Annotated in this window: 20 protein-coding genes and 1 pseudogene; 10 read left to right on the top strand and 11 right to left on the bottom strand. The window is 72.1% G+C overall.

Annotated features, from left to right (window positions below):
* Positions 1-13 precede the first annotated feature (13 nt).
* From ABZ860_RS33160 to ABZ860_RS33150, 3 genes are all read right to left on the bottom strand, one after another.
* Positions 14-739: a helix-turn-helix domain-containing protein gene (locus ABZ860_RS33160; RefSeq protein WP_357227809.1), complete on the bottom strand. Its 726-nt coding sequence runs from the start codon at positions 737-739 to the stop codon at positions 14-16.
* 56 nt (positions 740-795) lie between these two features.
* Positions 796-2,016, bottom strand: a complete 1,221-nt coding sequence (locus tag ABZ860_RS33155; protein ID WP_357227806.1) for an FAD-dependent monooxygenase — start codon at positions 2,014-2,016, stop codon at positions 796-798.
* 228 nt (positions 2,017-2,244) lie between these two features.
* Entirely contained in the window at positions 2,245-3,210 is a 966-nt protein-coding gene (locus ABZ860_RS33150; RefSeq protein WP_357227803.1) for an aldo/keto reductase, read from the bottom strand.
* Between the two features lie 221 nt (positions 3,211-3,431).
* Between ABZ860_RS33150 and ABZ860_RS33145 the strand changes: the two genes are divergently transcribed.
* On the top strand, positions 3,432-4,547 hold the full coding sequence (locus tag ABZ860_RS33145) for a hypothetical protein (RefSeq protein WP_357227801.1): 1,116 nt from the start codon (positions 3,432-3,434) through the stop codon (positions 4,545-4,547).
* 123 nt (positions 4,548-4,670) lie between these two features.
* Complete coding sequence (locus ABZ860_RS33140; RefSeq protein ID WP_357227799.1) at positions 4,671-5,711, top strand: family 2 encapsulin nanocompartment cargo protein polyprenyl transferase; 1,041 nt, start codon at positions 4,671-4,673, stop codon at positions 5,709-5,711.
* Here ABZ860_RS33140 and ABZ860_RS33135 read toward each other — a convergent pair.
* From ABZ860_RS33135 to ABZ860_RS33125, 3 genes are read right to left on the bottom strand one after another with little or no spacing between them, the layout of a single operon-like run.
* Complete coding sequence (locus ABZ860_RS33135) at positions 5,708-6,244, bottom strand: MarR family transcriptional regulator (RefSeq protein ID WP_357227796.1); 537 nt, start codon at positions 6,242-6,244, stop codon at positions 5,708-5,710. The two genes, ABZ860_RS33140 and ABZ860_RS33135, sit on opposite strands and share 4 nt — an antisense overlap.
* Positions 6,241-9,243: an FAD-binding and (Fe-S)-binding domain-containing protein gene (locus ABZ860_RS33130; RefSeq protein WP_357227794.1), complete on the bottom strand. Its 3,003-nt coding sequence runs from the start codon at positions 9,241-9,243 to the stop codon at positions 6,241-6,243. The genes ABZ860_RS33135 and ABZ860_RS33130 overlap by 4 nt, the downstream gene beginning before the upstream one ends.
* 4 nt (positions 9,244-9,247) lie before the next feature.
* Positions 9,248-11,014 carry a thiamine pyrophosphate-dependent enzyme gene (locus tag ABZ860_RS33125; protein ID WP_357227791.1) on the bottom strand — a complete coding sequence of 589 codons (1,767 nt, stop codon included), beginning with the start codon at positions 11,012-11,014 and terminating at the stop codon, positions 9,248-9,250.
* Between the two features lie 103 nt (positions 11,015-11,117).
* On the opposite strand from ABZ860_RS33125, the gene ABZ860_RS33120 reads away from it, so the two are divergent.
* The 7 genes from ABZ860_RS33120 (at position 11,118) to ABZ860_RS33090 (ending at position 14,569) form a co-directional block, all read left to right on the top strand.
* Positions 11,118-12,206 (top strand): enolase C-terminal domain-like protein, encoded by a 1,089-nt coding sequence (locus ABZ860_RS33120; protein ID WP_357227789.1) that lies wholly within the window; start codon positions 11,118-11,120, stop codon positions 12,204-12,206.
* A gap of 70 nt (positions 12,207-12,276) precedes the next feature.
* On the top strand, positions 12,277-12,591 hold the full coding sequence (locus tag ABZ860_RS33115; protein ID WP_357227787.1) for a DUF4913 domain-containing protein: 315 nt from the start codon (positions 12,277-12,279) through the stop codon (positions 12,589-12,591).
* A gap of 99 nt (positions 12,592-12,690) precedes the next feature.
* On the top strand, positions 12,691-13,074 hold the full coding sequence (locus tag ABZ860_RS33110) for a hypothetical protein (protein WP_357227785.1): 384 nt from the start codon (positions 12,691-12,693) through the stop codon (positions 13,072-13,074).
* Complete coding sequence (locus ABZ860_RS33105) at positions 13,074-13,196, top strand: hypothetical protein (RefSeq protein ID WP_357227782.1); 123 nt, start codon at positions 13,074-13,076, stop codon at positions 13,194-13,196. Before ABZ860_RS33110 ends, ABZ860_RS33105 begins: the two co-directional genes overlap by 1 nt.
* 179 nt (positions 13,197-13,375) lie before the next feature.
* Positions 13,376-14,083: a hypothetical protein gene (locus ABZ860_RS33100; RefSeq protein WP_357227779.1), complete on the top strand. Its 708-nt coding sequence runs from the start codon at positions 13,376-13,378 to the stop codon at positions 14,081-14,083.
* Between the two features lie 43 nt (positions 14,084-14,126).
* Complete coding sequence (locus ABZ860_RS33095; RefSeq protein ID WP_357228018.1) at positions 14,127-14,318, top strand: pentapeptide repeat-containing protein; 192 nt, start codon at positions 14,127-14,129, stop codon at positions 14,316-14,318.
* Positions 14,303-14,569: a pentapeptide repeat-containing protein gene (locus tag ABZ860_RS33090; RefSeq protein WP_357227776.1), complete on the top strand. Its 267-nt coding sequence runs from the start codon at positions 14,303-14,305 to the stop codon at positions 14,567-14,569. Before ABZ860_RS33095 ends, ABZ860_RS33090 begins: the two co-directional genes overlap by 16 nt.
* A 301-nt stretch (positions 14,570-14,870) precedes the next feature.
* On the opposite strand, the gene ABZ860_RS33085 is transcribed toward ABZ860_RS33090, so the two are convergent.
* The 3 genes from ABZ860_RS33085 to ABZ860_RS33075 form a co-directional block, all read right to left on the bottom strand.
* Positions 14,871-15,344 (bottom strand): hypothetical protein, encoded by a 474-nt coding sequence (locus ABZ860_RS33085; RefSeq protein WP_357227773.1) that lies wholly within the window; start codon positions 15,342-15,344, stop codon positions 14,871-14,873.
* Positions 15,345-15,622: 278 nt separating this feature from the next.
* Positions 15,623-15,865, bottom strand: coding sequence for a hypothetical protein (locus ABZ860_RS33080; RefSeq protein WP_357227770.1), 243 nt, complete (start codon positions 15,863-15,865; stop codon positions 15,623-15,625).
* Positions 15,866-15,992: 127 nt separating this feature from the next.
* Positions 15,993-17,150: a GRAS family protein gene (locus ABZ860_RS33075; protein ID WP_357227767.1), complete on the bottom strand. Its 1,158-nt coding sequence runs from the start codon at positions 17,148-17,150 to the stop codon at positions 15,993-15,995.
* Positions 17,151-17,454: 304 nt separating this feature from the next.
* Here ABZ860_RS33075 and ABZ860_RS33070 point away from each other — a divergent pair, with 304 nt between their 5' ends.
* Positions 17,455-17,640 carry a hypothetical protein gene (locus ABZ860_RS33070; RefSeq protein WP_357227764.1) on the top strand — a complete coding sequence of 62 codons (186 nt, stop codon included), beginning with the start codon at positions 17,455-17,457 and terminating at the stop codon, positions 17,638-17,640.
* A gap of 163 nt (positions 17,641-17,803) precedes the next feature.
* On the opposite strand, the gene ABZ860_RS33065 is transcribed toward ABZ860_RS33070, so the two are convergent.
* Both ABZ860_RS33065 and ABZ860_RS33060 read right to left on the bottom strand, forming a co-directional pair.
* Positions 17,804-18,289, bottom strand: coding sequence for a hypothetical protein (locus ABZ860_RS33065; protein WP_357227762.1), 486 nt, complete (start codon positions 18,287-18,289; stop codon positions 17,804-17,806).
* A 1,009-nt stretch (positions 18,290-19,298) separates the two neighbouring features.
* A pseudogene (locus ABZ860_RS33060) lies at positions 19,299-19,478 on the bottom strand (NAD(P)-dependent alcohol dehydrogenase); the annotation flags it as partial.

Genomic DNA, 19,478 nt, shown 5'->3' with positions numbered 1-19,478 from the left:
GGCCGGCCTTGCCTTACGAGTTCATTTGGGTGGTCTGGCTGCGATCGATGATGTCCAGAACGGCGTCCCTGATCTGGCGGAAGACGGCGACGGTCTCGTCGGCGGCCGCGGTGACGGCCTGTTCGGCGGGTGCGGCCGCGGGTTCGAGAAGCAGGGCCACAGTGTCGGCGAGGACGTCGCCGGGGTCGCCGGCGCTGGGAGGGGCGGAGTCAGGGTCGGACATGGCGAGGCCGAAGCCGACGAGTACCGCGTGCATGGCGTGGGACTGGTCGGCCAGCGGACGGTCCTGACGGAGTAGTCCGTGCCGGCGCAGGATAGGCATGACCGCCTGGCACATGGCACTGGGCTGCGTGCGGTCGAACAGGTCGCGGTCGCCTGCCTGCTCGGTGAGCAGCCGCAGCAGGTCGGTGTCCTTGGTGGTGAGGCGGCGCGCCAGCGGGGATCGCAGCCCGGTGCGGATCAGCAGCGGGGCAAGGTTGCGCGGGAGGACGGCGGATGGGTCGGCGGTGATGCGGGCGATGACCGCCTCCAGGAAGGCCAGCAGTTCGTGGGCGAACAGTCCGAGGATGAGGCCTTCCTTGGTGGGCCAGTACAGGTAAACGGTGCCTTTGCCGACGCCGGCCGCTGTGGCGATCTCGCTGACGGTCACCTTGCGCACGCCGTGATCGGCCACCAGCCGGCGCGCGCTGTCCAGGATGCGGGCGGCCTTGTGCGAGTGGTGTCCGACCACCTGGCTCACCGTGCTGTCCTCCAAGGTCGTGCTGTCGGGGATGCTGCTGTCGGATTCGGTACCGGTCAGGGGAGCGCGACGTCGATGTTCTTGGCTCGCATGTCCTTGTTGTTGAACATTTTCCTGCCCACGGCCCTTCCGACGCCCGGCATCCGCATCAGACGCATCATCCCAGTTCGCACGAGGTGCTCTTTGCGGTCATGCGGGGTGAAGATACGCCGTCCGGGCAAGGCGCTTTCCTGCTGCAGGTGGATGAACGGCCTCATCCGCGCCTCCCAGGCGCGCAACGCCCCGCGCACGTCACCGGGATGGCGGTGCAGCATGGTGCCCAGCAGTTCGCCGCCGGCCATGCCGCTGGAGGCGCCCATGCCCGCGTACAGGGTGACGCACCAGGCGGAGTCGCCTACCAGGACGACCCGGCCGCGGTGCCAGCGGGGCATTTTGACCTGCTGCACCGAGTCGAACAGCGCATCGGGTGCCTGCTCGTAGCGCGTCAGCAGCCCTTCCAGCAGAGGTCCGGTCGGTTCGGGGCCGTAGGCGGCGCGGATGGACTCGATGGGCGGGCGGCGGAACTCGGCGTCGATGTCGTCGGTGCGGTAGGAGAACAGCAGGCTCGGGGCGTGGTCGGCGAACGGGAAGGCCCACACCGAGCGGCCGGGTTCGGCGAGAACCAGGCCCTCGTGCAGGCCGAAGCCGTCGACCGGACCGTCCAGCACGGTGGCGCCGACCATGTAGTTCAGCGGGTGCAAGTACTCCTCCGGGCCGAAGACGAGCCTGCGCACCGTCGAACGCATGCCGTCGGTGCCGATCACCAGGTCGAAGCGCTCGGTCACGGTGGTGTCCGCGGCCGTGTCGTGCAGCGTCACCTCCGCCGCGGAGTCGTCCTGTGCGATGCGGGTGGGCACGGTGGAGTAACGGATCTCCACATCGTCCGGCAGCGCCGCGAACAAACCCTGCTCCACATCGCCGCGCAACAGCGGCCGGGGGCCGTCGGCCATGGCGAAGGGGTTCATGCCGGGACGGCGGCGCCCCGCGCGGTCCACCTCGTAGCTGGTGACGTGGGGCCCGCTGCGGTCGCCGATGGCCTCCAGCACGCCCAGCCGCCGGGCCGAGGCGATGCCGGCGCCGAACAGGACGATGAAGTAGCCGCCGGAGCGGCGCGTGGGCGCCCGTTCCACCACCACCGGCTCCCATCCGACCTGGCGCAGCCGCAACGCGGTGGCGATGCCGGCGATCCCCAATCCGACCACCAGCGCCCGGCCACCGGCCTTGCCGACGTCTGACATGACAGCTCCTCTCGTCGGGATTCCCGCTCATGCTAGAAGACGAACTGACCAAACGGGTTCTATTGGTCAGTCGAAGGTGAGCCGGAAGATCTCGGGAATCACCGCCCGAGTGCATCGGCAAGATCACCACGCGCCACGACGAGCTGAGCTACCCGCGTCAGCGGGCTCGGCGCAGGCAAGCATGCACCCGCGTGATCTCAGCTCGGCACAGGCCTCAGTTGTGCGTCGTCAGGCCCAGGGGAGGGCGGCGCGGCGGGCCCAGTAGGTCTCGGCGTCCTCCGCCAGCCCCGCGACCGCCTGCTCGGCCTCGTCGTCCCAGGTGACGGCGAGCGCCGCCAGGTTCTCGGCGAGCTGAGTGGTCGTGGCCGCGCCGCTCAGCACGATCCCCGCCCACGGGCGGGCGAGCACGGCGGCGAGCGCCAGGGCGTCGGGGGTGACGCCGCGGTCGCGCGCGGCGCGTGCCAGGGCCGGCGGCGCCCCGCGGGCGGTCAGCCTGCCGTTGGCCACGCCCTCCTTGACGATCACCCCGAGACCGGCGGCGTGCGCCCGGGCCAGGGCCTCGCCCGCCGAGCGCTCCAGCAGGTTCCACGTCGACTGGACGGTGTCGAAGAGCCCGGTCTCGATCGCCCGCTCGATCGTCGCGGCCTGGCGGGGGCCGGTGGTGGACAGGCCCACGGCGACGCCCTCGGCGCGCAGGGCGCGCAGCTCGCCGAGCACCTCCTCGTCGTCGAACACCCCGCTCTCGACCGTGGCGGAGTGGATCTGGTAGAGCGACAGGTGATCGCCGAGCAGCTCCCGGGTCTCGCCGAGCTGGCGGCGCAGCCGCGCGGCCGACAGGTCCTTCTCCTCGTGGCGGCCGGCGTCCATGCGCCAGCCGCCGACGTACTCGTACCCCCACTTCGACCCGACCTCGATCTCACCGGGCCGGATGCCCCGATCGGCCAGCCAGCCCGCGAGGAACTCCTCCGCCAGGCCGTAGGACCGGGCCGCGTCGACGTACCGCACGCCCGCCGCCCGGGCGGCGTCCAGCACCTCCCAGGTGCGCGCCCGCATCGCCGCCACGTCGCGATCGCCGCCGAGGTCCTCGTCCCGGCCGAGCGTGATGTACGCGGGGCGGCCGATCGCTGCGAGCCCGAGACCCATCGGGGTGACCTGAAGGCGGCCGCCCAAGGGCCGCGCGACCATCTCCTGCATGAGGCACAACGTTAGTGACGCCCGGGAGCACCGCCGAGAGCGGGTGCGAACGGTCGCGTCGTGACAGCGCTCGCGCCCTGCCCGCATCGCGCGCCGTCCGTCCGTGCCCCGAGATATGAAGGAGTTCTTACGGTTGCCCGTCATCCCCGTGACCCGGGTCCCGCGGGAATGTCTAATCGCGTTCGCGGGCCACCCTCCCGCTCGCGAACGGAGACACATTCATGAACCGAAGGCACCACGCCCTGCCGCCCGAACACCGGCCCGCGGGCCGCCGCCGCCTCGCGGTCCTGCTGGCCGTGATGACCGCGGCGGTCCTCGCGCCCGCCGTGTCCGTCGAGGCCGCCGGCCGCACCGACACGTCGATCGCCACGTCACCCGCCTCGAACGCGTACTCGGAGACCTCCCAGGACCCGGCGTATCAGGCGCCCGGGAGAGAGAGCAAGAAGCGGCCCGGCACGCCGACCCCGACCCCCACGCGGACCCCGACCCCCACGCGGACCCCGACCCCCACGCGGACCCCGACCCCCACGCGGACCCCGACCCCGACCCCCACGCCGACCCCGACCCCGACCCCCACGCCGACGCCGACGCCCGCGGTTTCGCCGGCGCCGCATCCGCCGACAGGCCTGTACGTGGCGACCTCTCCTGAGGCGGCCCCGCAGTTCTGCCAGGACACGACGACGCCACGGGTGCGGAGCGCCCGCGCCGTCTTCGGCGTCAGCAGCGGTGCCCCCGCCTACAACACGGATCGGCCGAACCTGCGGGCGGTCTTCGAGCTGTCGCGATCGAGCGGTGAGACGGTCCTCACCCAGAGCGTGGCCTTCGCCGGCTCGGGCGCGACCTTCCAAGCGCCGGACGGAGTGCTGACCGACGGCGCCTATCGGGTGCGGGCGCGGGCCGAGGACGGGGCGGCGGTGTCGGAGTGGCTGCCCTGGTGTGCGTTCACCGTCGACACCTCCGGCACGGTGTCCGCCCCGGGCGTCCCCGGCTCGCTGCGCATCTCCACCGGCCCCTACTCCGGATTCCAGGCCTGCGGCGCCGTGAGCGGCGCTCCCGTCGCGCGAACCGTTGACATGCTGAGCTTCGCCGCCTCCCCGACCCCCGCGATCATCGGCGTCACCTATCCGAACCTGAGCGCGACCTTTGAGATCGGCCACCCGGGACAGGAGCCGTTGATCCGGAAGACGACACCCGTCTGGCCCAGCGGCACGGTGTTCAGCGCCGGCGTCGCGCCGGGGACGCTCACTCCCGGCCCCTACCAGTTCCGCGTCCGCGCCGAAGACGGCGGCCTCGTCTCCGCGTGGTCTCCCTGGTGCGCCTTCACCGTCACCCAATAGCGGGCGGGGATCGCGGGCCGCGGCCCGATGGTGAGCGGGGGCACGTGTCGTGTGGAGGCGGCCGGGGTATGCCGACAAGTCCAGCCGGCCTGTGGGTCCACTCGAGCCCGAGGTGGTGGGAGCGTGACGGAACCGGTTGCAGAGGGAGTGCGGACCTCGGCGGACGTGCTCGCCCTGACGCGCGACCTGGTGGAGCCCGCCCTGCGCCGCGCGATCGACACCCTGCCTGCGTCGACGCGACGGATGGCGGGATACCACTTCGGATGGTGGGACGCGCGGGAGCGGCCGGTGCGGGCGGGCGGGGGCAAGGCCCTGCGGCCCGCGTTCACGCTCCTGACGGCCGAGGGCGCCGGGGGAGACGTGGAGGCGGCGCTGCCGGCCGCCGTCGCGGTCGAGCTCGTGCACAACTTCTCCCTCGTCCACGACGACGTGATGGACGGCGACGCGGTCCGGCGCCACCGGCCCACGGTGTGGAACGTCTTCGGGCGCTCCGAGGCGATCCTGGCCGGCGACTCCCTGCTGGCGCTGGCATTCGCCGTGCTCGCCGGGGGCGCCCGGCCCGCCGACAGCGCGCGCACGCTGGCCCGGTGCGTCCAGTCGCTGCTGGACGGCCAGAGCGCCGACCTCGGCTTCGAGGAGCGCGCGGACGTGAGCCTGGGGGAGTGCGTGCGCATGGCGGAGGGCAAGACGGGCGCGCTGTTCGGCTGCGCCTGCGCCCTCGGCGCCCTGCAGGCTGCCGGTCTTCCTGGGGGCGCCACCACCGAGCAGGTGGCCTTCCTGCGGGTGTTCGGCGAGCGCGTGGGGCTGGCGTTCCAGATCGTCGATGACCTGCTGGGCATCTGGGGCGACCCGGCCGTCACCGGCAAACCGGTCCACTCCGACCTGCGCAACCGGAAGAAGTCCCTGCCGGTCGTCGCCGCGCTGACGTCGGGCACGCCGGCCGGCGGCGCGCTCGCCGCGCTGTACCGCCGCCCGCTCGCGCAGGCCGACCTCGCACGTGCGGCGCGGCTGGTGGACGAGGCGGGCGGACGGGCGTGGAGTCTCGCCAGGGTGGACGATCTGCTGTCCGAGGCGCTGGAGGCGCTGCGGTCGGCGGAGCTGGCGCCGGGGCCGGCGGCGGGCCTTGAGGCTCTGGCCCGCCTGGCCGCCGACCGCGACCGCTAGGAAGCGTCCGCCCCGGCAGCCCCGGCCGCCGCCGTGAGCTCGCGTAGCGTCCGCGCGAGCGTACGGCGACTGTCCGGAGGCAGATGGCGCAACGCGGCGGCGATGTCCACGCGGCGGGCCGCGCGGATCCGTTCGAGCGACCTCCTGCCGGTCTCGGTGACGTCGATGCTGACCTCACGGCGGCTGTGCGGCGACAGCAGGCGCGTCAGCAGCCCGGCGGTGTGCAGGCGGGCCACCAGGCGGCCCGTGGCCGAGACCGACATGCCCAGCTGGGCGGCGAGCCCGCTCAGGTTGAGCGGGCCGTGCCGGTCGACCGCGAGCAGCACCCGCAACTGGGTGACCGACAGGTCGGAGCCGCGGACCACCGCGTTGAGCGTCATCTCCACCAGGGCCAGCGAGGCGTCCTCGACCGACCACGCGTCCTCCTCGAGCGCGGGGTCCGTCTCCTCCTCGGCTCCTGAACGCAGGGCCTCTCCGGAACGCAGGGCTTCTCCGGAACGCAGGGCTTCGAATTCCAGGGCTCCGGCGCTCATCGCGTCCCCAGCACCCGCGCCGGGCCGGGCCTGCGCGAGGCGCGCCACTCGGGGTGGTCGCCCAGCGGCGTGCCCCGCACCCCGGCCGCCAGCAACTCCGCGAGGTGGATCGCCTGGCGTCCCACCCCCGCCTGCTCGATCTGCGTACGGCAACTGAAGCCGTCGGCGAGGACGACCGTGCGGGCGTCGGCGGCGCGGATCGCCGGCAGGATCTCGTGCTCCGCGCAGGTCATCGACACCTCCAGATGGCCGGCGGTGAAGCCGAAGTTCCCGGCCAGGCCGCAGCAGCCGCCCACCGCCTCCACCCGCACGCCGGCCCGGGACAGCAGGGCCTGGTCGGTCTCGAAGCCGAGCACCGAGTGGTGGTGGCAGTGCGGCTGGGCGACGGCGTCCCGGTCGATCCGGGGTGGATCCCAGCCGTCGGTCGCCGTCAACAGCTCGGCGAGGGTCCTGGTCTGCTCGCGCAGCCGGGCGAAGTCCCGGTCGTGCGCGAACATCTCGGGCGCGTCGGCGCGGAACACCGCCGTGCAGCTCGGCTCCAGCCCGACGATCGGGATGCCGCGGCGCAGCGCCGGGGCGAGGGTCCGCACGGTGCGGCGCAGGACCCGCCGCGCCACGCCCAACTGGCCGGTCGAGATCCACGTCAGGCCGCAGCACAGCGTGCGCGGCGGGATCAGCACGCGGTAGCCGGCCGACTCCAGCACCTCCACGGCGGCTCGGCCGATGTGGGGGTGGAAGTTGTCGGTGAAGGTGTCGGGCCACAGCACCACGGATCCCCGTTCGCCCCCGCCGCGCGGCCCGCGCCGCCGATACCAGTCGCTGAAGCGGACCCGCGCGAAGTCCGGCACCGGCCGGGCCGGTTCGAGCCCCGCCAGGCGCTTGGCGAGCCCGGACACCACGGGCGCGTGCGCCAGCGCGTTGACCACGCCCGGGGCGAGCGCGGCCACGCGGGCCCACACCGGCAGCCACCCCATCGCGTAGTGGTCCATCGGCCTCACCCTGCGGGCGTAGTGGTGGGCGAGGAACTCGGCCTTGTACGTCGCCATGTCGACCTGCATCGGGCAGTCGTGCCTGCAGCCCTTGCAGGCCAGGCACAGGTCGAGGGCGTCGTGCACGGCGGTGGAGCGCCAGCCGTCCTTCACCGTGGAGTCGGCGTGGCCGTTCAGCATCTCGAACAGCAACCGGGAGCGCCCGCGGGTGGAGTGCTCCTCCTCACCCGTGGCCCGGTAGGACGGGCACATCACCCCGCCGGCGTGCTCGCGGCATCGGCCGACGCCCACGCAGCGCATGACGGCGCGCTGGAAGCTGCCCTCGTCGTCGGGATAGCCGAAGTGCACGGGCGGGTCGGCGGGCGTCCATTCGGGGCCGAGCCGCAGGTTCTCGTCCAGCCCGTACGGCGCGACGACCTCGCCCGGGTTCATCCGGTCGCCGGGATCGAAGACGGCCTTGACCTGCTCGAAGGCGGTCATGACCCTGGGGCCGAACATCTTGGGCAGCAGCTCGCCCCTGGCCTGCCCGTCGCCGTGCTCGCCCGACAGCGAGCCGCCGTAGGAGACGACGAGGTCGGCGGCCCGTTCGAGGAAGGCCCGGAAGGCCGCCACCCCGTCGGCCGTCACCATGTCGAACGGGATGCGGGTGTGCACGCAGCCCTGCCCGAAGTGCCCGTACAGGGAGGCGTCGTCGTAGCCGAACTCCTCGAACAGGCGGCGCAGGTCGCGCAGGTAGGCGGCGAGGCTGTCCGGCGGGACGGCCGAGTCCTCGAAGCCTTCCCACGTCTCGCGCATGCCGGGCACGCGGGCGGTGGCGCCGAGCCCGGACTCGCGCACCTCCCACAGCTCCTTCTCGATCTTCGCGTCGTCGATGAAGGAGATGTGCGGTGCGTGCTCGCTGCCCTTGAGCTCCTTCAGCATGTCGCGGGCCTTGGCGTCCGCCTCCTTCTGCGAGCCGGCGCCGAAGGAGACCATGAGCCAGCCGCCGCCCTCCGGCAGCCGCGTGAGCGCGTCGGGATGCATGTGCTTGCGCCGCTCGAAGTCCACGAGCTTGTCGTCCACTCCTTCGAGCTGGAGCGGTCCGTAGCGGGCGATGCGCGGCACGGCGTCGGCCGCCACGCCGATGTCATGGTAACCGAGCAGGACGAGGCATTCGGCCTTGGGCGCCGGCACCAGGCGCAGCTCGGCCCGCAGCACGGTGACCAGCGTGCCCTCCGACCCGACCAGCGCCCTGGCCAGGTCGAATCCGGCCTCGGGCAGGAGCTGGTCGAGGTTGTAGCCCGACACCCGGCGGGGGATGTCGGGGAAGCGGCGGCGGATCTCGTCGGCGTGCTCGTCCACGATCGCGCGCAGCTCGCGGTAGATCCGCGCCCTCGGCCCGCCCTCGGCGACGATGCGGTCGAACTCCTCCTGGCTCGTCGGCCCCACCCACATCCGCTGGCCGTCGTAGGTGAGGATCTCCAGCCGCGCGATGTTGTCGGCGGTCTTGCCGTACGCCTGGGCGGTCGAGCCGCAGGAGTTGTTGCCGATCATGCCGCCGAGCGTGCACTGGGAGTGGGTGGACGGGCGCGGCCCGAACATCAGGCCGGTGCCCGCCAGCAGCCGGTTCAGCACGTCGAGCACGATGCCGGGCTCGACGACGCAGGTGCGCGCCGCGGCGTCCACCGACACCAGCCGGTGGCAGTACTTCGACCAGTCGATCACCACGGCGGTGTTGCAGGTCTGCCCGGCCAGGCTCGTCCCTCCGCCCCGCGAGGTGACGGGCGCGCCGTGCTCGCGGCAGACCGCGATCGCCTCGGCCGCCGCCTCCACCGTGCGCGGCACCACCACCCCGAGCGGCACCTGCCGGTAGTTCGATCCGTCGGTGGAGTACGCGCCCCGGCTGCCCGGGTCGAACCTGACCTCGCCGTCCACCCGGGCGGCGAGGTCCCGCTCCAGGTCGCGCACCCGCAGGTACGGGCGTCGCGGCCGGGTCGTCACGGGCGGGGGAACGAGCACCTGGTCCGTCATGGCGTCACCGCCCCAGTTGAGAGATCTTGTCCTTGAACAGCGTCGTCGCGATGGCCGCCTTGTGCGGCTGTCCCTTCAGGAACGCCTCGGCGAACTTGACCGCCTGGTCGCGGGCGATCTTGCCCGGCATGGGCGGCTCGTTCGGGTCGACGTCCACGTCCACCAGAGCGGGCCCCGGATGGGCGAGGGCCTGCCGTACGGCCTCGTCCACCTCGGCGGGGTCGGTGACCTTGCGGCCGTACCCGCCGCAGGAGCGGGCCCACGCGGAGAAGTCGGAGGACGGCGCGCCGAACCTGACCCCGTGCTCGGGGAACCCCAGCACCATCTGCTCCCACAGGATCTGGCCGAGCGAGCCGTTGTTGTTCACCACCACCGTGATCGGCAGGCCAAGACGGGCCGCGGTGAGGAACTCGGCCATGAGCATCGCGAAGCCGCCGTCGCCGATGAACGCGATCACCTGCCGGTCGGGATGGGCGAGCTGCGCCGCGATCGCGTACGGCAGGCCGGGGGCCATCGAGGCGAGGTTGCCCGACAGGTAGAACTCCCGGTCGCCGCGGATCGTCCAGTGCCGGGCCGCCCAGGTCGCGATCGTGCCGGAGTCGCAGGTGAGGATGGCGTCGTCGGAGGCCGCCCGGTCCACGCAGCCGATCAGGTACTGCGGGGCGATCGGGGCGCGCTCCGGGTTCTCCAGGGCGGCCATGGTCTCCCGCCAGCCCGCCATGGCCTTCTGATACTTCTCCAGGTGCGCCCGGTCGTCGCCGCGGCGCAGCAGCGGCAGCAGCGCGGCCAGCCCCTCCTTGGCGTCCCCGACCATCGGCACCTCGGTCGGCATGCGGACGCCCGCGCGGGCGGGGTCGGCGTCGATCTGCACGACGCGGACGTTGCCGGGCTCGGGCAGGTGCTTGGTGTAGGGGAAGTTGGTGCCGACCATCAGCAGGGTGTCGCAGTCCTCGACCAGCTCCTCGCCGGGCTTGGTGCCGAGCAGGCCGATCCCGCCCACCGCGTACGGCGAGTCGTCGGGGATGACCGCCTTGCCGGGCAGCGTCTTGATCACGGGGGCGCCCAGCGCCTCGGCGACGGCCAGCACCTCCGCGCGGGCGTGCAGGGCGCCGGCCCCGGCCAGGATCGCGGGGCGCCGGGCCGCGTTCAGCACCTCGGCGGCGGCCCTCAGGTCCTCCTGACGCGGCACGCCGGGCGGGGACAGGTAGACGGGGGCGGTCGCGGGGGGCCGCGCGGGGGCGACGTGCTGGTAGGGGTCGGCGTCGGCGGGGGCCACCTGGACGTCGTTGGGCAGGCACAGGTGGGCCACCCCGCGCCGCGCGTACGCCGTGCGGATCGCGATGTCCACCACCCCGGGCAGCTGGGCCGGGTTGTCGACCACGAGGTTGTACTCGGCCACGTCCTCGAACACCCGGTCGAGGTGGACCTCCTGCTGGTAGCCGGTGCCCAGCACGCTGGTCTCCTGCATGCCCGTGATGGCCAGAACCGGCTGGTGGTCGAGCTTGGCGTCGTACAGGCCGTTGAGCAGGTGGATCCCGCCGGGGCCCGAGGTGGCCAGGCACACGCCGACGCGGCCGGTGGCCTTCGCGTGCGCGGCCGCCATGAACGCGGCCGCCTCCTCGTGATGCACCAGCACGAACCGGACACGATCGGAGTGGCGGCGCAGCCCTTCCATGATGCCGTTGATGCCGTCACCGGGAAGCCCGAAGACGGTGTCGACACCCCAGTCGGCGAGCCGTCTGATGAGTACTTCGGAGGCGATTTCCGTCATACGTGCCGCGCTGCCCCTGGAATGGGAAGGCGAACACTCACCGCATGGAAAATCTTTCCTTCGATCCAGAGTCGCGGGGGAGCGCCCGGGTAGGGGGACGCCCGTGATCAGAGACCTCCAGGTGTCGGCCTACCGCGTGCCGACCGACCGTCCGGAGGCCGACGGCACGTTGAGCTGGGACGCGACCACGATGGTGGTGGTCGGCGCGGACGCGGGCGAGGCGACAGGGCTCGGCTGGACCTACGCGCCCGCCGCCGCAGCGGGGGTGGTCACGGAACTGCTCGCGCCCGTGGTGCGCGGGGGCGACCCGATGGACGTGCCGGGCCTGTGGACCGCGATGGTCCGCCGGGTGCGCAACGCGGGCCGCACGGGCGTCGCGGGGTATGCGATCTCCGCGGTCGACGTCGCGCTCTGGGACCTCAAGGCCCGGCTGCTCGGCGTGCCGCTCGCCCGCCTGTTCGGCCTCGCCAGGCAGTCCGTGCCCGTGTACGGCTCGGGCGGGTTCACCACGTACGACGACGACGTCACGTCGGCGCAGCTCGCGCACTGGGCCCATGAGCAGGGAATTCCCCGCGTCAAGATCAAGATCGGGGAGTCGGCGGGCGCCGCGCCCGTCCGCGACCTGCACCGCGTCGCGCTCGCCCGCCGCGTCGTCGGGGACGCCGCCGAGCTGTACGTGGACGCCAACGGCGGCTACAGCGCGAAGCAGGCCGTGCGGATGGAACGCCGCATGCGCGACCACGACGTGCGGTGGTTCGAGGAGCCGGTGTCCTCCGACGACCTGGCCGGGCTGCGTATGGTGCGGGAGCGGGCCGACGCCGACGTCGCGGCCGGTGAGTACGGCGGCGACCTCACCTACTTCACCCGCATGTGCGCGGCGGGCGCGGTCGACTGCCTGCAGATCGACGCGACCCGTTGCGGCGGCTACACGGGCTGGTCCGGCGCGGCGGCGATCGCGGCCGGGCACGGGCTGGAGGTGTCGGCGCACTGCGCGCCCAACCTGCACGCGCCGGTCGCCGCGGCGACCCCGAACCTGCGCCACATGGAGTGGTTCCACGACCACGTGCGCATCGAGGGCGACCTGTTCGACGGCGCGGCCGACCCGGCGGGCGGCGTCGTCCGCCCGCCGGACGCGCCGGGCCACGGCCTGACGCTGCGCGCCGGCGCGGCCGAGCCGTTCCGCGTCGCGTAGGGCCGGCCGACGAGGTGCCGCAGCCGGTGTTCGCCACGCTGGAGGACTGGTCAGCGGCAGGTTCCTCCCGATGTACCGGCGCACGCTGGGCGGGGAGTTCCGCTGGTGCGCCGAGTGGTGGCGCCACGCGGAGGCGATCTCGCGGCTGACCACGCTGTGGCACCTGTGGGAGACGCTGCGGCTCAAGCCCGGCACTGGGATGGCCGAGTGGTACGGCCACCTCGACCACCATCTGCCGATCCTGCTCGGCGCGCGCGGCCCGTTCTACCAGTGCACCGAGACCGAGCATCTCGAACCCCACCAGGCCCGAGCCGTACCGGCGCCGTCCTGGTGGTGGACCGGACTCGCAGCCCCGGCCGAGGCCGGCGCCTTCCTCGGCGCCTGATGTGGACGTCTCCCCCTTGTCCACAAAACGCCGTTCGGTCCCACCCACAACGGTGCGCAGGGTGACCATCGATCACGTCTCGAAAAGGGAAGGAGCGTTTTGACCTCCGTCACCGACGCCTATCGCGTCCTGCGCGAGCGGCGCGACGCCGACCACGACACGTCGACCGCAGCGGCGGTCGACGCGTTCACCGCGATCGCCCTCGGCATGAGCGCCGGGGAACACCAGGGCCCGCTTGAGCTGTACGCCACCTTCGCGATCGCCGAGCAGGAGGCACTCGAGGGCATGGCCGCGCTCGGCGCCCAGCTCGGCGACACCGACGCCTCCACGGCCGTACCCGACCTGGACGAAGCCGGCAGGCTCGGCGGCCTGCTGTGCGAGGTGCTCGTGCAGCAGGCGGAAAACAGCTCCGACCCGAGCCGGCGGCTCGCCGTGCTCAACGCCGCCGCCCACGCCGGACGGATCCGGGACCTGCTCGCCTGATGAACGCCACCTTTGGAGACCTCCTGGACGGCGCCTGGACGCACCTGGGTGGCGCCACCATGCACGCCCACCCGCAGTTGGGCGGCGACATCACCGCGGCGGCCATGGACGCCGTTCGCTGACCGCCAGGCTCGCGCGGTGCGCCAGGGACTTCGCCCGCGCGGATGACATAGCGCAGCCCCTTCATGAGGCGTCCCGGCTGCTGACCCGCCTCGGGGGGCCCACCTCAGCGGTGGCTGCCGCGCATCCGCTCGCACTGCACCTGCGCGCGGCGTCGACGAGCTGGGGTGCCGCTGGCGACATGCTGGCCACGCACGTCACCCGGCGCGGGGACGCTCCCCGGTCCGACTGGGCCGCCGTCCTCAGCGACGAGCAGGTTCGTAATGGCCTGCTGAACGAGGTCGCCGACCACACGCTCGCCCTGGTGGCCGTCATGGACCGCTCGGGCCTGACCCGAGACCTGGACACGCAAACCGCCTGCTCACTGCTGCGCTGCGCCTCCCGATCGGGAGACGCGCCGTCCTTGCGCGCGGTCCCGCTCAACGAGCCTCCGTGGCCGCCGCAGCCGGTCCCGCAGGAGGCCCAGACCCCGCACGAGCTGTCCGCCGGCATCATCGCAGGCAGCGACGCACTGCGCGGGTTGTGCCATCGCCCCCAGGAGTTCAGCCCACGGCAGTGGCAGCGTACGGCGCTGGCCGCGTCGGTCATCACCGACATTGCAGCGAAGTCGCTCACCCAGCTCACCCGCCGCTGCTACGAACTCGACCCCGATCGGCAGCAGGCGCTCGGCAAGGCGCTGCAGCAGGCGACCGACGTCGTCCAGCGGGCCAACGCGGAATGGAAGGGGGTGCGCCAGGCCTGGCACGGACAGGTCGCGGCGGGCCCGCTGTCGGCATCCGTGCGCGAACAGCACCTGGACCAGACGGCCGTACGTCTCGGCCGGCTGCTGTACGACAACCCGAGATGGACCCCGGCCAGGCAGGACAGCGCGCCGCTCAAAGCACCCTGACCGGGGCCACGCTCGTTGATTTCGACCTCACCGATGCCCACTTCTGCGAGGACGCCAGGTTCGGCGATGCGACCTTCACCGGGTACGCCCACTTCGGGGGGCGACCTTCGACAGGCGCGCCGAGTTCGCCGGGGCGGCCTTCACCGCGGTCGCCAGGTTTGACAGGGCGACCTTCGACAGGTACGCCGAGTTCATGGGGGCGATCTTCTCCGAGACGCCGTGTTCGGGGACGTGATGTTCCTCGGGCGCGCCATGTTCGCCGACGCAGCCTTCGCCAAGGCCGCCAGGTTCGACAAGGCAGTCTTCAACGCAAGCGCCATGTTCGACAGGGCGACCTTCAATGGAGACACCACGTTCAGCGGGGCGACGGCTGCGCTTGCGAGGGACCATGCCTGGCCGGACGGATGGCATTTGGAAGTGAGCCCCGAAGGCGAGGGTCAGCTGGCTCCCGATAGCGCGGAGGGAAAGCCGAGCGGGGATACCTGATTGCTGGTGGCCGAATACCGGCACCTCGAGCCGTTGCAAGGTACGTCAGCGGGTCGGCCTCGGCGAGGGCGCGGCCCGCGATGACCAACTCTCCATCCCCCACCGGGGGGTGCGGCCGGAATACGGCCGAAGGGGGCCGGGGCGCACGCGCGCCTGCGGCAGTAGGCAGGCGGGTCTCTGCCGTGGGCCACTGTGCGATCACTGGGACCAATGTCCGGTCAGTCTCCTGCGTGGCCCGATTCTGCCGGATTCGGTGGCACCTCAAAAGTCCAGGCCCAGGTGTCTCACTGCGGTGGTGGGGCTACGGCGCGGTGCGCCGAGTGGCGACGAGGCGCTCCGCTGCGGCCGTGATGAACGCCGACACCGCGGCTTCGAACTCAGCCTCACGGATCTTGAGCTCGACATGGTCGGCCGCGCCGCGCAGCGCCTCCATGTGTGCGAACGCGGCGTCGGCGAGCGGCTCGGGCCGGCCTGACACCAGCTGCAGCCGAAAGCGCGCGGTCTCGGCCAAGGCGCCCAGGCGGTCGGCCTCGGCGAGCGCATGGCTGACGTCGACAGCATCCGACTGCCGGAGCCACACGGCGACAACAGCGCGCTTAAGCTCAGTCACCGCGGCGGCGAACTCGCTGTAGGCAGCCAGACGTTCCTGGCGCAGCCGCTCCTCGCGCGCGACCGCCTCAGCCCGCAAGGCGGTCCGCTGCTGGAACAGGTAGGTGCTGAAGGACCCCAGCAGGGTCCCCAGGACGGCGATCAGGCTTCCAAGGACAGCGTTCACCGAAAAAGTCGACCATATCCGGCGCCCGAGCCCAAGCCGGTTGGGAGACAAAGTCACACGAGACTGACCGGACAGATGCGCAGTTCCGCCCGGTCTCTCAAGCTGCCTCACCTCGGGTCGGTGAGCCGACATCGGTTCGCACGCCGATTCAGTCCCGCACGGCCGCGAGCGCGCGGGCCTCGGTCCCCTTCGGCCATATTCCGGCACCCCATCGGGCCTCTCCTCTCGGCGGACAGCGTGAGGGCCGGGCAGGTGACCGCCCGGCCCTCACTCGCCGGCTACGCCGCCTTGCGCTCGGCCAGCGCCCGCAGGCCGGTGGCCAGTCCGGCGAGGGCTGTGGCCCGCGCCTGCTGTTCCAGGGCGCCGGGGAAGGCCGCGAAGCGCTCCTCGGTCTCGCACATGTCCGCCACGAACTGGGCGGCCGCCTCGCGGTCCTCCTGGGCGTTCAGGAAGTCGAGGACGAGGGAGATCTTGGCGCTGGTGACGGGCAGGGGGTTGACGGTGCCTTTCCAGCGGGTCACCGCCCTGCTCACTCGCCCGTGGAAGGTTCCAGACTGGGTTTCGCGGGATCCGGCGGTTGCGCGGGACGTGCCGACCGTCGACAGGGCTGCGCGCCGGTGAACAGGCCGGATAGCCGGTCGGCACCGCCTACGCCTGCGCCGGCGTCGCGTGGATGACGGCCACGAGCGATTCGCCGTCGAATCCGATGCGGACGCTGTCGGGATCTCGGCGGACGAAGGCGGGATGCGCCGTTTCAGGCAGCGTGCCGGCGGGAGCGGGCGCCGGCCGGAACCCCGCCTGGCGCAACCGGTCCAGCCACCGCGCTGTCGGCTCGTGCCGTTCGTAGCGCTCCTCGTCGTCGGCGGTGCCGACGATGTCGGCCACTTCACGCCGGAAGAACAGCTTCATCGCGTTACGGTCGGCCGCCGAGACGTCCAGCGCGTCGATCAGCCGGAAGACGTGGTGAAAGTGCCGCCAGGAGTTGTTGAAGCGCTCGGGCAGCGAGACCCGATGGTGATCGGAGTCCGGCTCGCACAGCACCACGGCCTCCGGCTCCGCCTCTCGCAGCCTGGCGAAGAACGTGCTCCTTTCGTCAGCGCCGGACGAGGTGTCGCGCAGGTGGTGGAGCGCGAACGCGGCGTTCATGACCAGGGGGCGAGGCGCTCGGCGCACCAGGTCCCAGTCATCGTCGGTCATGTGCTCGGCGAAGCGGGCGACGCCGTGGAAATCCAGCGTTACGCCGGTGTCTCGGAGGGATCGTTCGGCCTGTTGAAGGCTTGCCACCGCGGGGTCCACCCCGATGACAGTCAGCCGTCCGGGCGCCGTGCCCTGATTCGCGAGCGCGGTCAGGAGCGCCGCCTCCTGGACACCCGAGCCGATGCCGATCGACAGCAGGGTGGCCGTGTGCCGCCCGGCGAGATGCCGGGCGAGCAGGGCGCCGCCGATACGGCCGGCGAATTTCACCACCGGCAGGTGTTCAGCCACCAGATCGAACAATTCGATCTGCGGCCGTCCCAGTCGGCGCAGGTAGAGGTTGTCCCCCCCGTCCTGATCGGCTCCCAGCCGCTTGGTCAACGCGTCGTGGTAGAGCAGGTAGAGGAAGTCGTCGCGCGCGTTCTCCGGGTCGATCAGCCCTCGTAACTTGTCCAGCCAGCGCCGGGCGGTGTCGGCTCGGCCTGCGTGCGTCTCCTCCACCGCCTGGCACAACGCTTCAAACGCATGACTGCTCACGTCGATTCCGTTTCCTTTCACGAGGGGCACCGGCGGCGGCGATTCCCTTCGAAAAGGAACGACACCGGAGTTCACCTGAAGATCCCTAGGTGGAAAAGGCTGCTTTTTCCTACCGGGACCATGGTGGAACGACCCTCTTGGGATGGACTTGTCTGCCACCTAACGATGGGTTGGAAGCTCGGCGCGAAGCCGCTGTACCTGCTCACCCGCACGCCCGTCCTCGGTCATGCCGATCAGCCTTTCGGGCACGCCCCCGCGGGCTCCATCCACGTCAGCCCGGCCCGCACGCCCAGCGGCCCGCACCGCACACACGCCCACACCACCACCAGCTCCCCCGATCCCACACCCCACACACCCGGGCATCCCGCACCGCAACGGGATGGCCAGCCGGCACCGGCAGCACGGCACCCACTCCGGCGGCGCCGCCCGCAGTGCCAGGTGCGCGTGGATCCCCAGCGCCCGCTGCACCGTCATCGGCGCGCACGAGGACATCCAATGCGGTGCTGAGCACGTCGACGTCGAGGGGGTGGGGGACTCGCCGAGCGCGAGCGGAGAGCGCTCCTGACGCTCGATACGGGCCTGCTCGTCCCGGGCGGCGCGCTGCTCGGCCGTGAGCGGCTCGTACCGCCACGGCCGGGCGGTGCCGGGGAGACGCGCGTCGAGGAGGTCGGGCCAGTACTCGGCGACCCACGCGAGGTCGGCGCGTACCTCAGAACGGGGGTCGCTCATCACTGACCTTCTGACCGCTTCCCCGTGCCCTCGGTCCGCGACGCCACCCCGGCCCGCGCCTGCGCGTACGTCCGCTCCCGGTGCACCGTCGCGTACGCCACCACCGCCTCCGCGTCCGACGACACGATCACCGCATACCCCTTCGGGCTCGTGGACCGCAGCGACCACCCGCCCTTCTGCGACCGCGTCACCCGCGTCCCCGGCACCCCGAGCAGCAGATCCTCCAGCAGCGACCGGATCTGCGCCTCCGCCTCGTTCGGCCGGCCACCGTGCACCGACTGGAACCGCTGGATCGCCGCCCGGGTCACCGAGATCGTGAAAGTGTCCGGCGGCTCCAGCGGCACCGACGCCAGCGGCAACACCTCCAGCGCCCCCGTGCCCGCGATGCCGTGCTTCGCGGTCCCCGACCACCCCTCCGGGGCGTCCGGCTGGGTGAACCCCTCGCACCGCTCCGTCCGGCACCACCCATCGGCGTACGCGGTCACCTCCGGGCAAGAACTAGTGCCGGGAGCAATGATCACCTTCCGATAGCGACAGCCCCTGCGCGACAGGCAGGCGACTGGCGGTAGACCATGCTGACCTCGAGCCAAGCCGGTGTGGGCTGCAGAGAACAAGGACGCGCTTATCCTGCGCGTATGTCCAAGTGGGTGGGCGTTGACGGATGGGAGGTACGCGCGATCGTCTTGGAGGGCAGGCCTCTGCTACGAGTACAGCATCGTGGCTACTTGGTCGACTAGTGCCGCGCTGCCACCGAGGTTTCCCGGTACGTTGATCTGGCGGACCTGGTGGAGGTCGTGGAGCTGCGAAGGCAGTCGCCGCAGCGCCGATGGCCACCATGAGCTGACCGGCGCCGCTGCTTTGGGCACGTTGCTTACTGTGCGGTCGACGCGACCACCTCTGCCCCCATGAGCAGACTTCCGGGGTAGTAGAACAGGTGTATGAATAGCGAGGTTGTGCACCTGCCCGAGCATCTGGGAGGCCCTGGGGGAGGTCCCGCCGTGGGGGAGCGGGCCGCGGCCGCCGATTCCGCGACCTGCGCTTCCGCCTGCTGTTCTGCTCCTGGGCGAGGTGCAGGAGAGCATTCGCCTGTGTGCTGAGGTTTTGTGCGACGACGGCGTCATGCGGTTCGCGACGCTGCTGGCCCGGGCGCCAGTCCGCAGTCCTGGGGGAGAGCCGGGGTGGGCATACCTCCTGCGCTACAACGCCGGCCGGGACGAGCGGGTCGTCGAGAGTGACGACCATCGTCAGGGACGGCGACGGCATACCGCGGTGCGTGGCTGGGGGGACTCCGGCCTCGCGGTAGCCGCTGTACCACGCGATCAGCGGACACAGCGCGGGAGCCGGACGCCGATGCAGGAAGCACGGCTCGTCGCGCTCGTCCGCGTCCGCCGTCCGCCGTGTCCGCGCCGCCATCGCCCGCTCCTCCTTACCGCGTTCCCAGTGTCCACGAAGGGGAAGGCGGCGGCCACGGTCGCAGCCGACGACGGCCGCGGTTCACGGGTGGACGGGCTGGTCGAGGTCGGACAGGTCGAGCACGAAGCGGTAGCGGACGTCGCCGCGGCCGAGACGGTCGAGTGCTTCCTGAACGCGCGCCGAGGGCAGCACCTCGACGTCGGCCGTGATGGCGTGGTCGGCGCAGAAGTCCAGCAGCTCGCGGGTGTGGCGGCGGCCGCC

Origin of the sequence: Microbispora sp. NPDC046973 (assembly GCF_040644495.1) — a bacterium.
GTDB lineage: Bacteria > Actinomycetota > Actinomycetes > Streptosporangiales > Streptosporangiaceae > Microbispora.
Note: the sequence above shows the minus strand (reverse complement) of the source record. Positions and strands in the feature narration are given on the sequence as shown.

Bases quoted from the DNA above. Each gene is read 5' to 3' on its own strand.
- ABZ860_RS33135 (WP_357227796.1), bottom strand. From the start codon at position 6,244: ATGAGCGCCGGAGCCCTGGAATTCGAAGCCCTGCGTTCCGGAGAAGCC.
- ABZ860_RS33125 (WP_357227791.1), bottom strand. From the start codon at position 11,014: ATGACGGAAATCGCCTCCGAAGTACTCATCAGACGGCTCGCCGACTGG.
- ABZ860_RS33130 (WP_357227794.1), bottom strand. From the start codon at position 9,243: ATGACGGACCAGGTGCTCGTTCCCCCGCCCGTGACGACCCGGCCGCGA.
- ABZ860_RS33100 (WP_357227779.1), top strand. From the start codon at position 13,376: ATGCTGGCCACGCACGTCACCCGGCGCGGGGACGCTCCCCGGTCCGAC.
- ABZ860_RS33070 (WP_357227764.1), top strand. From the start codon at position 17,455: ATGGCCAGCCGGCACCGGCAGCACGGCACCCACTCCGGCGGCGCCGCC.
- ABZ860_RS33150 (WP_357227803.1), bottom strand. From the start codon at position 3,210: ATGCAGGAGATGGTCGCGCGGCCCTTGGGCGGCCGCCTTCAGGTCACC.
- ABZ860_RS33115 (WP_357227787.1), top strand. From the start codon at position 12,277: ATGTACCGGCGCACGCTGGGCGGGGAGTTCCGCTGGTGCGCCGAGTGG.
- ABZ860_RS33105 (WP_357227782.1), top strand. From the start codon at position 13,074: ATGAACGCCACCTTTGGAGACCTCCTGGACGGCGCCTGGACGCACCTG.
- ABZ860_RS33145 (WP_357227801.1), top strand. From the start codon at position 3,432: ATGAACCGAAGGCACCACGCCCTGCCGCCCGAACACCGGCCCGCGGGC.
- ABZ860_RS33155 (WP_357227806.1), bottom strand. From the start codon at position 2,016: ATGTCAGACGTCGGCAAGGCCGGTGGCCGGGCGCTGGTGGTCGGATTG.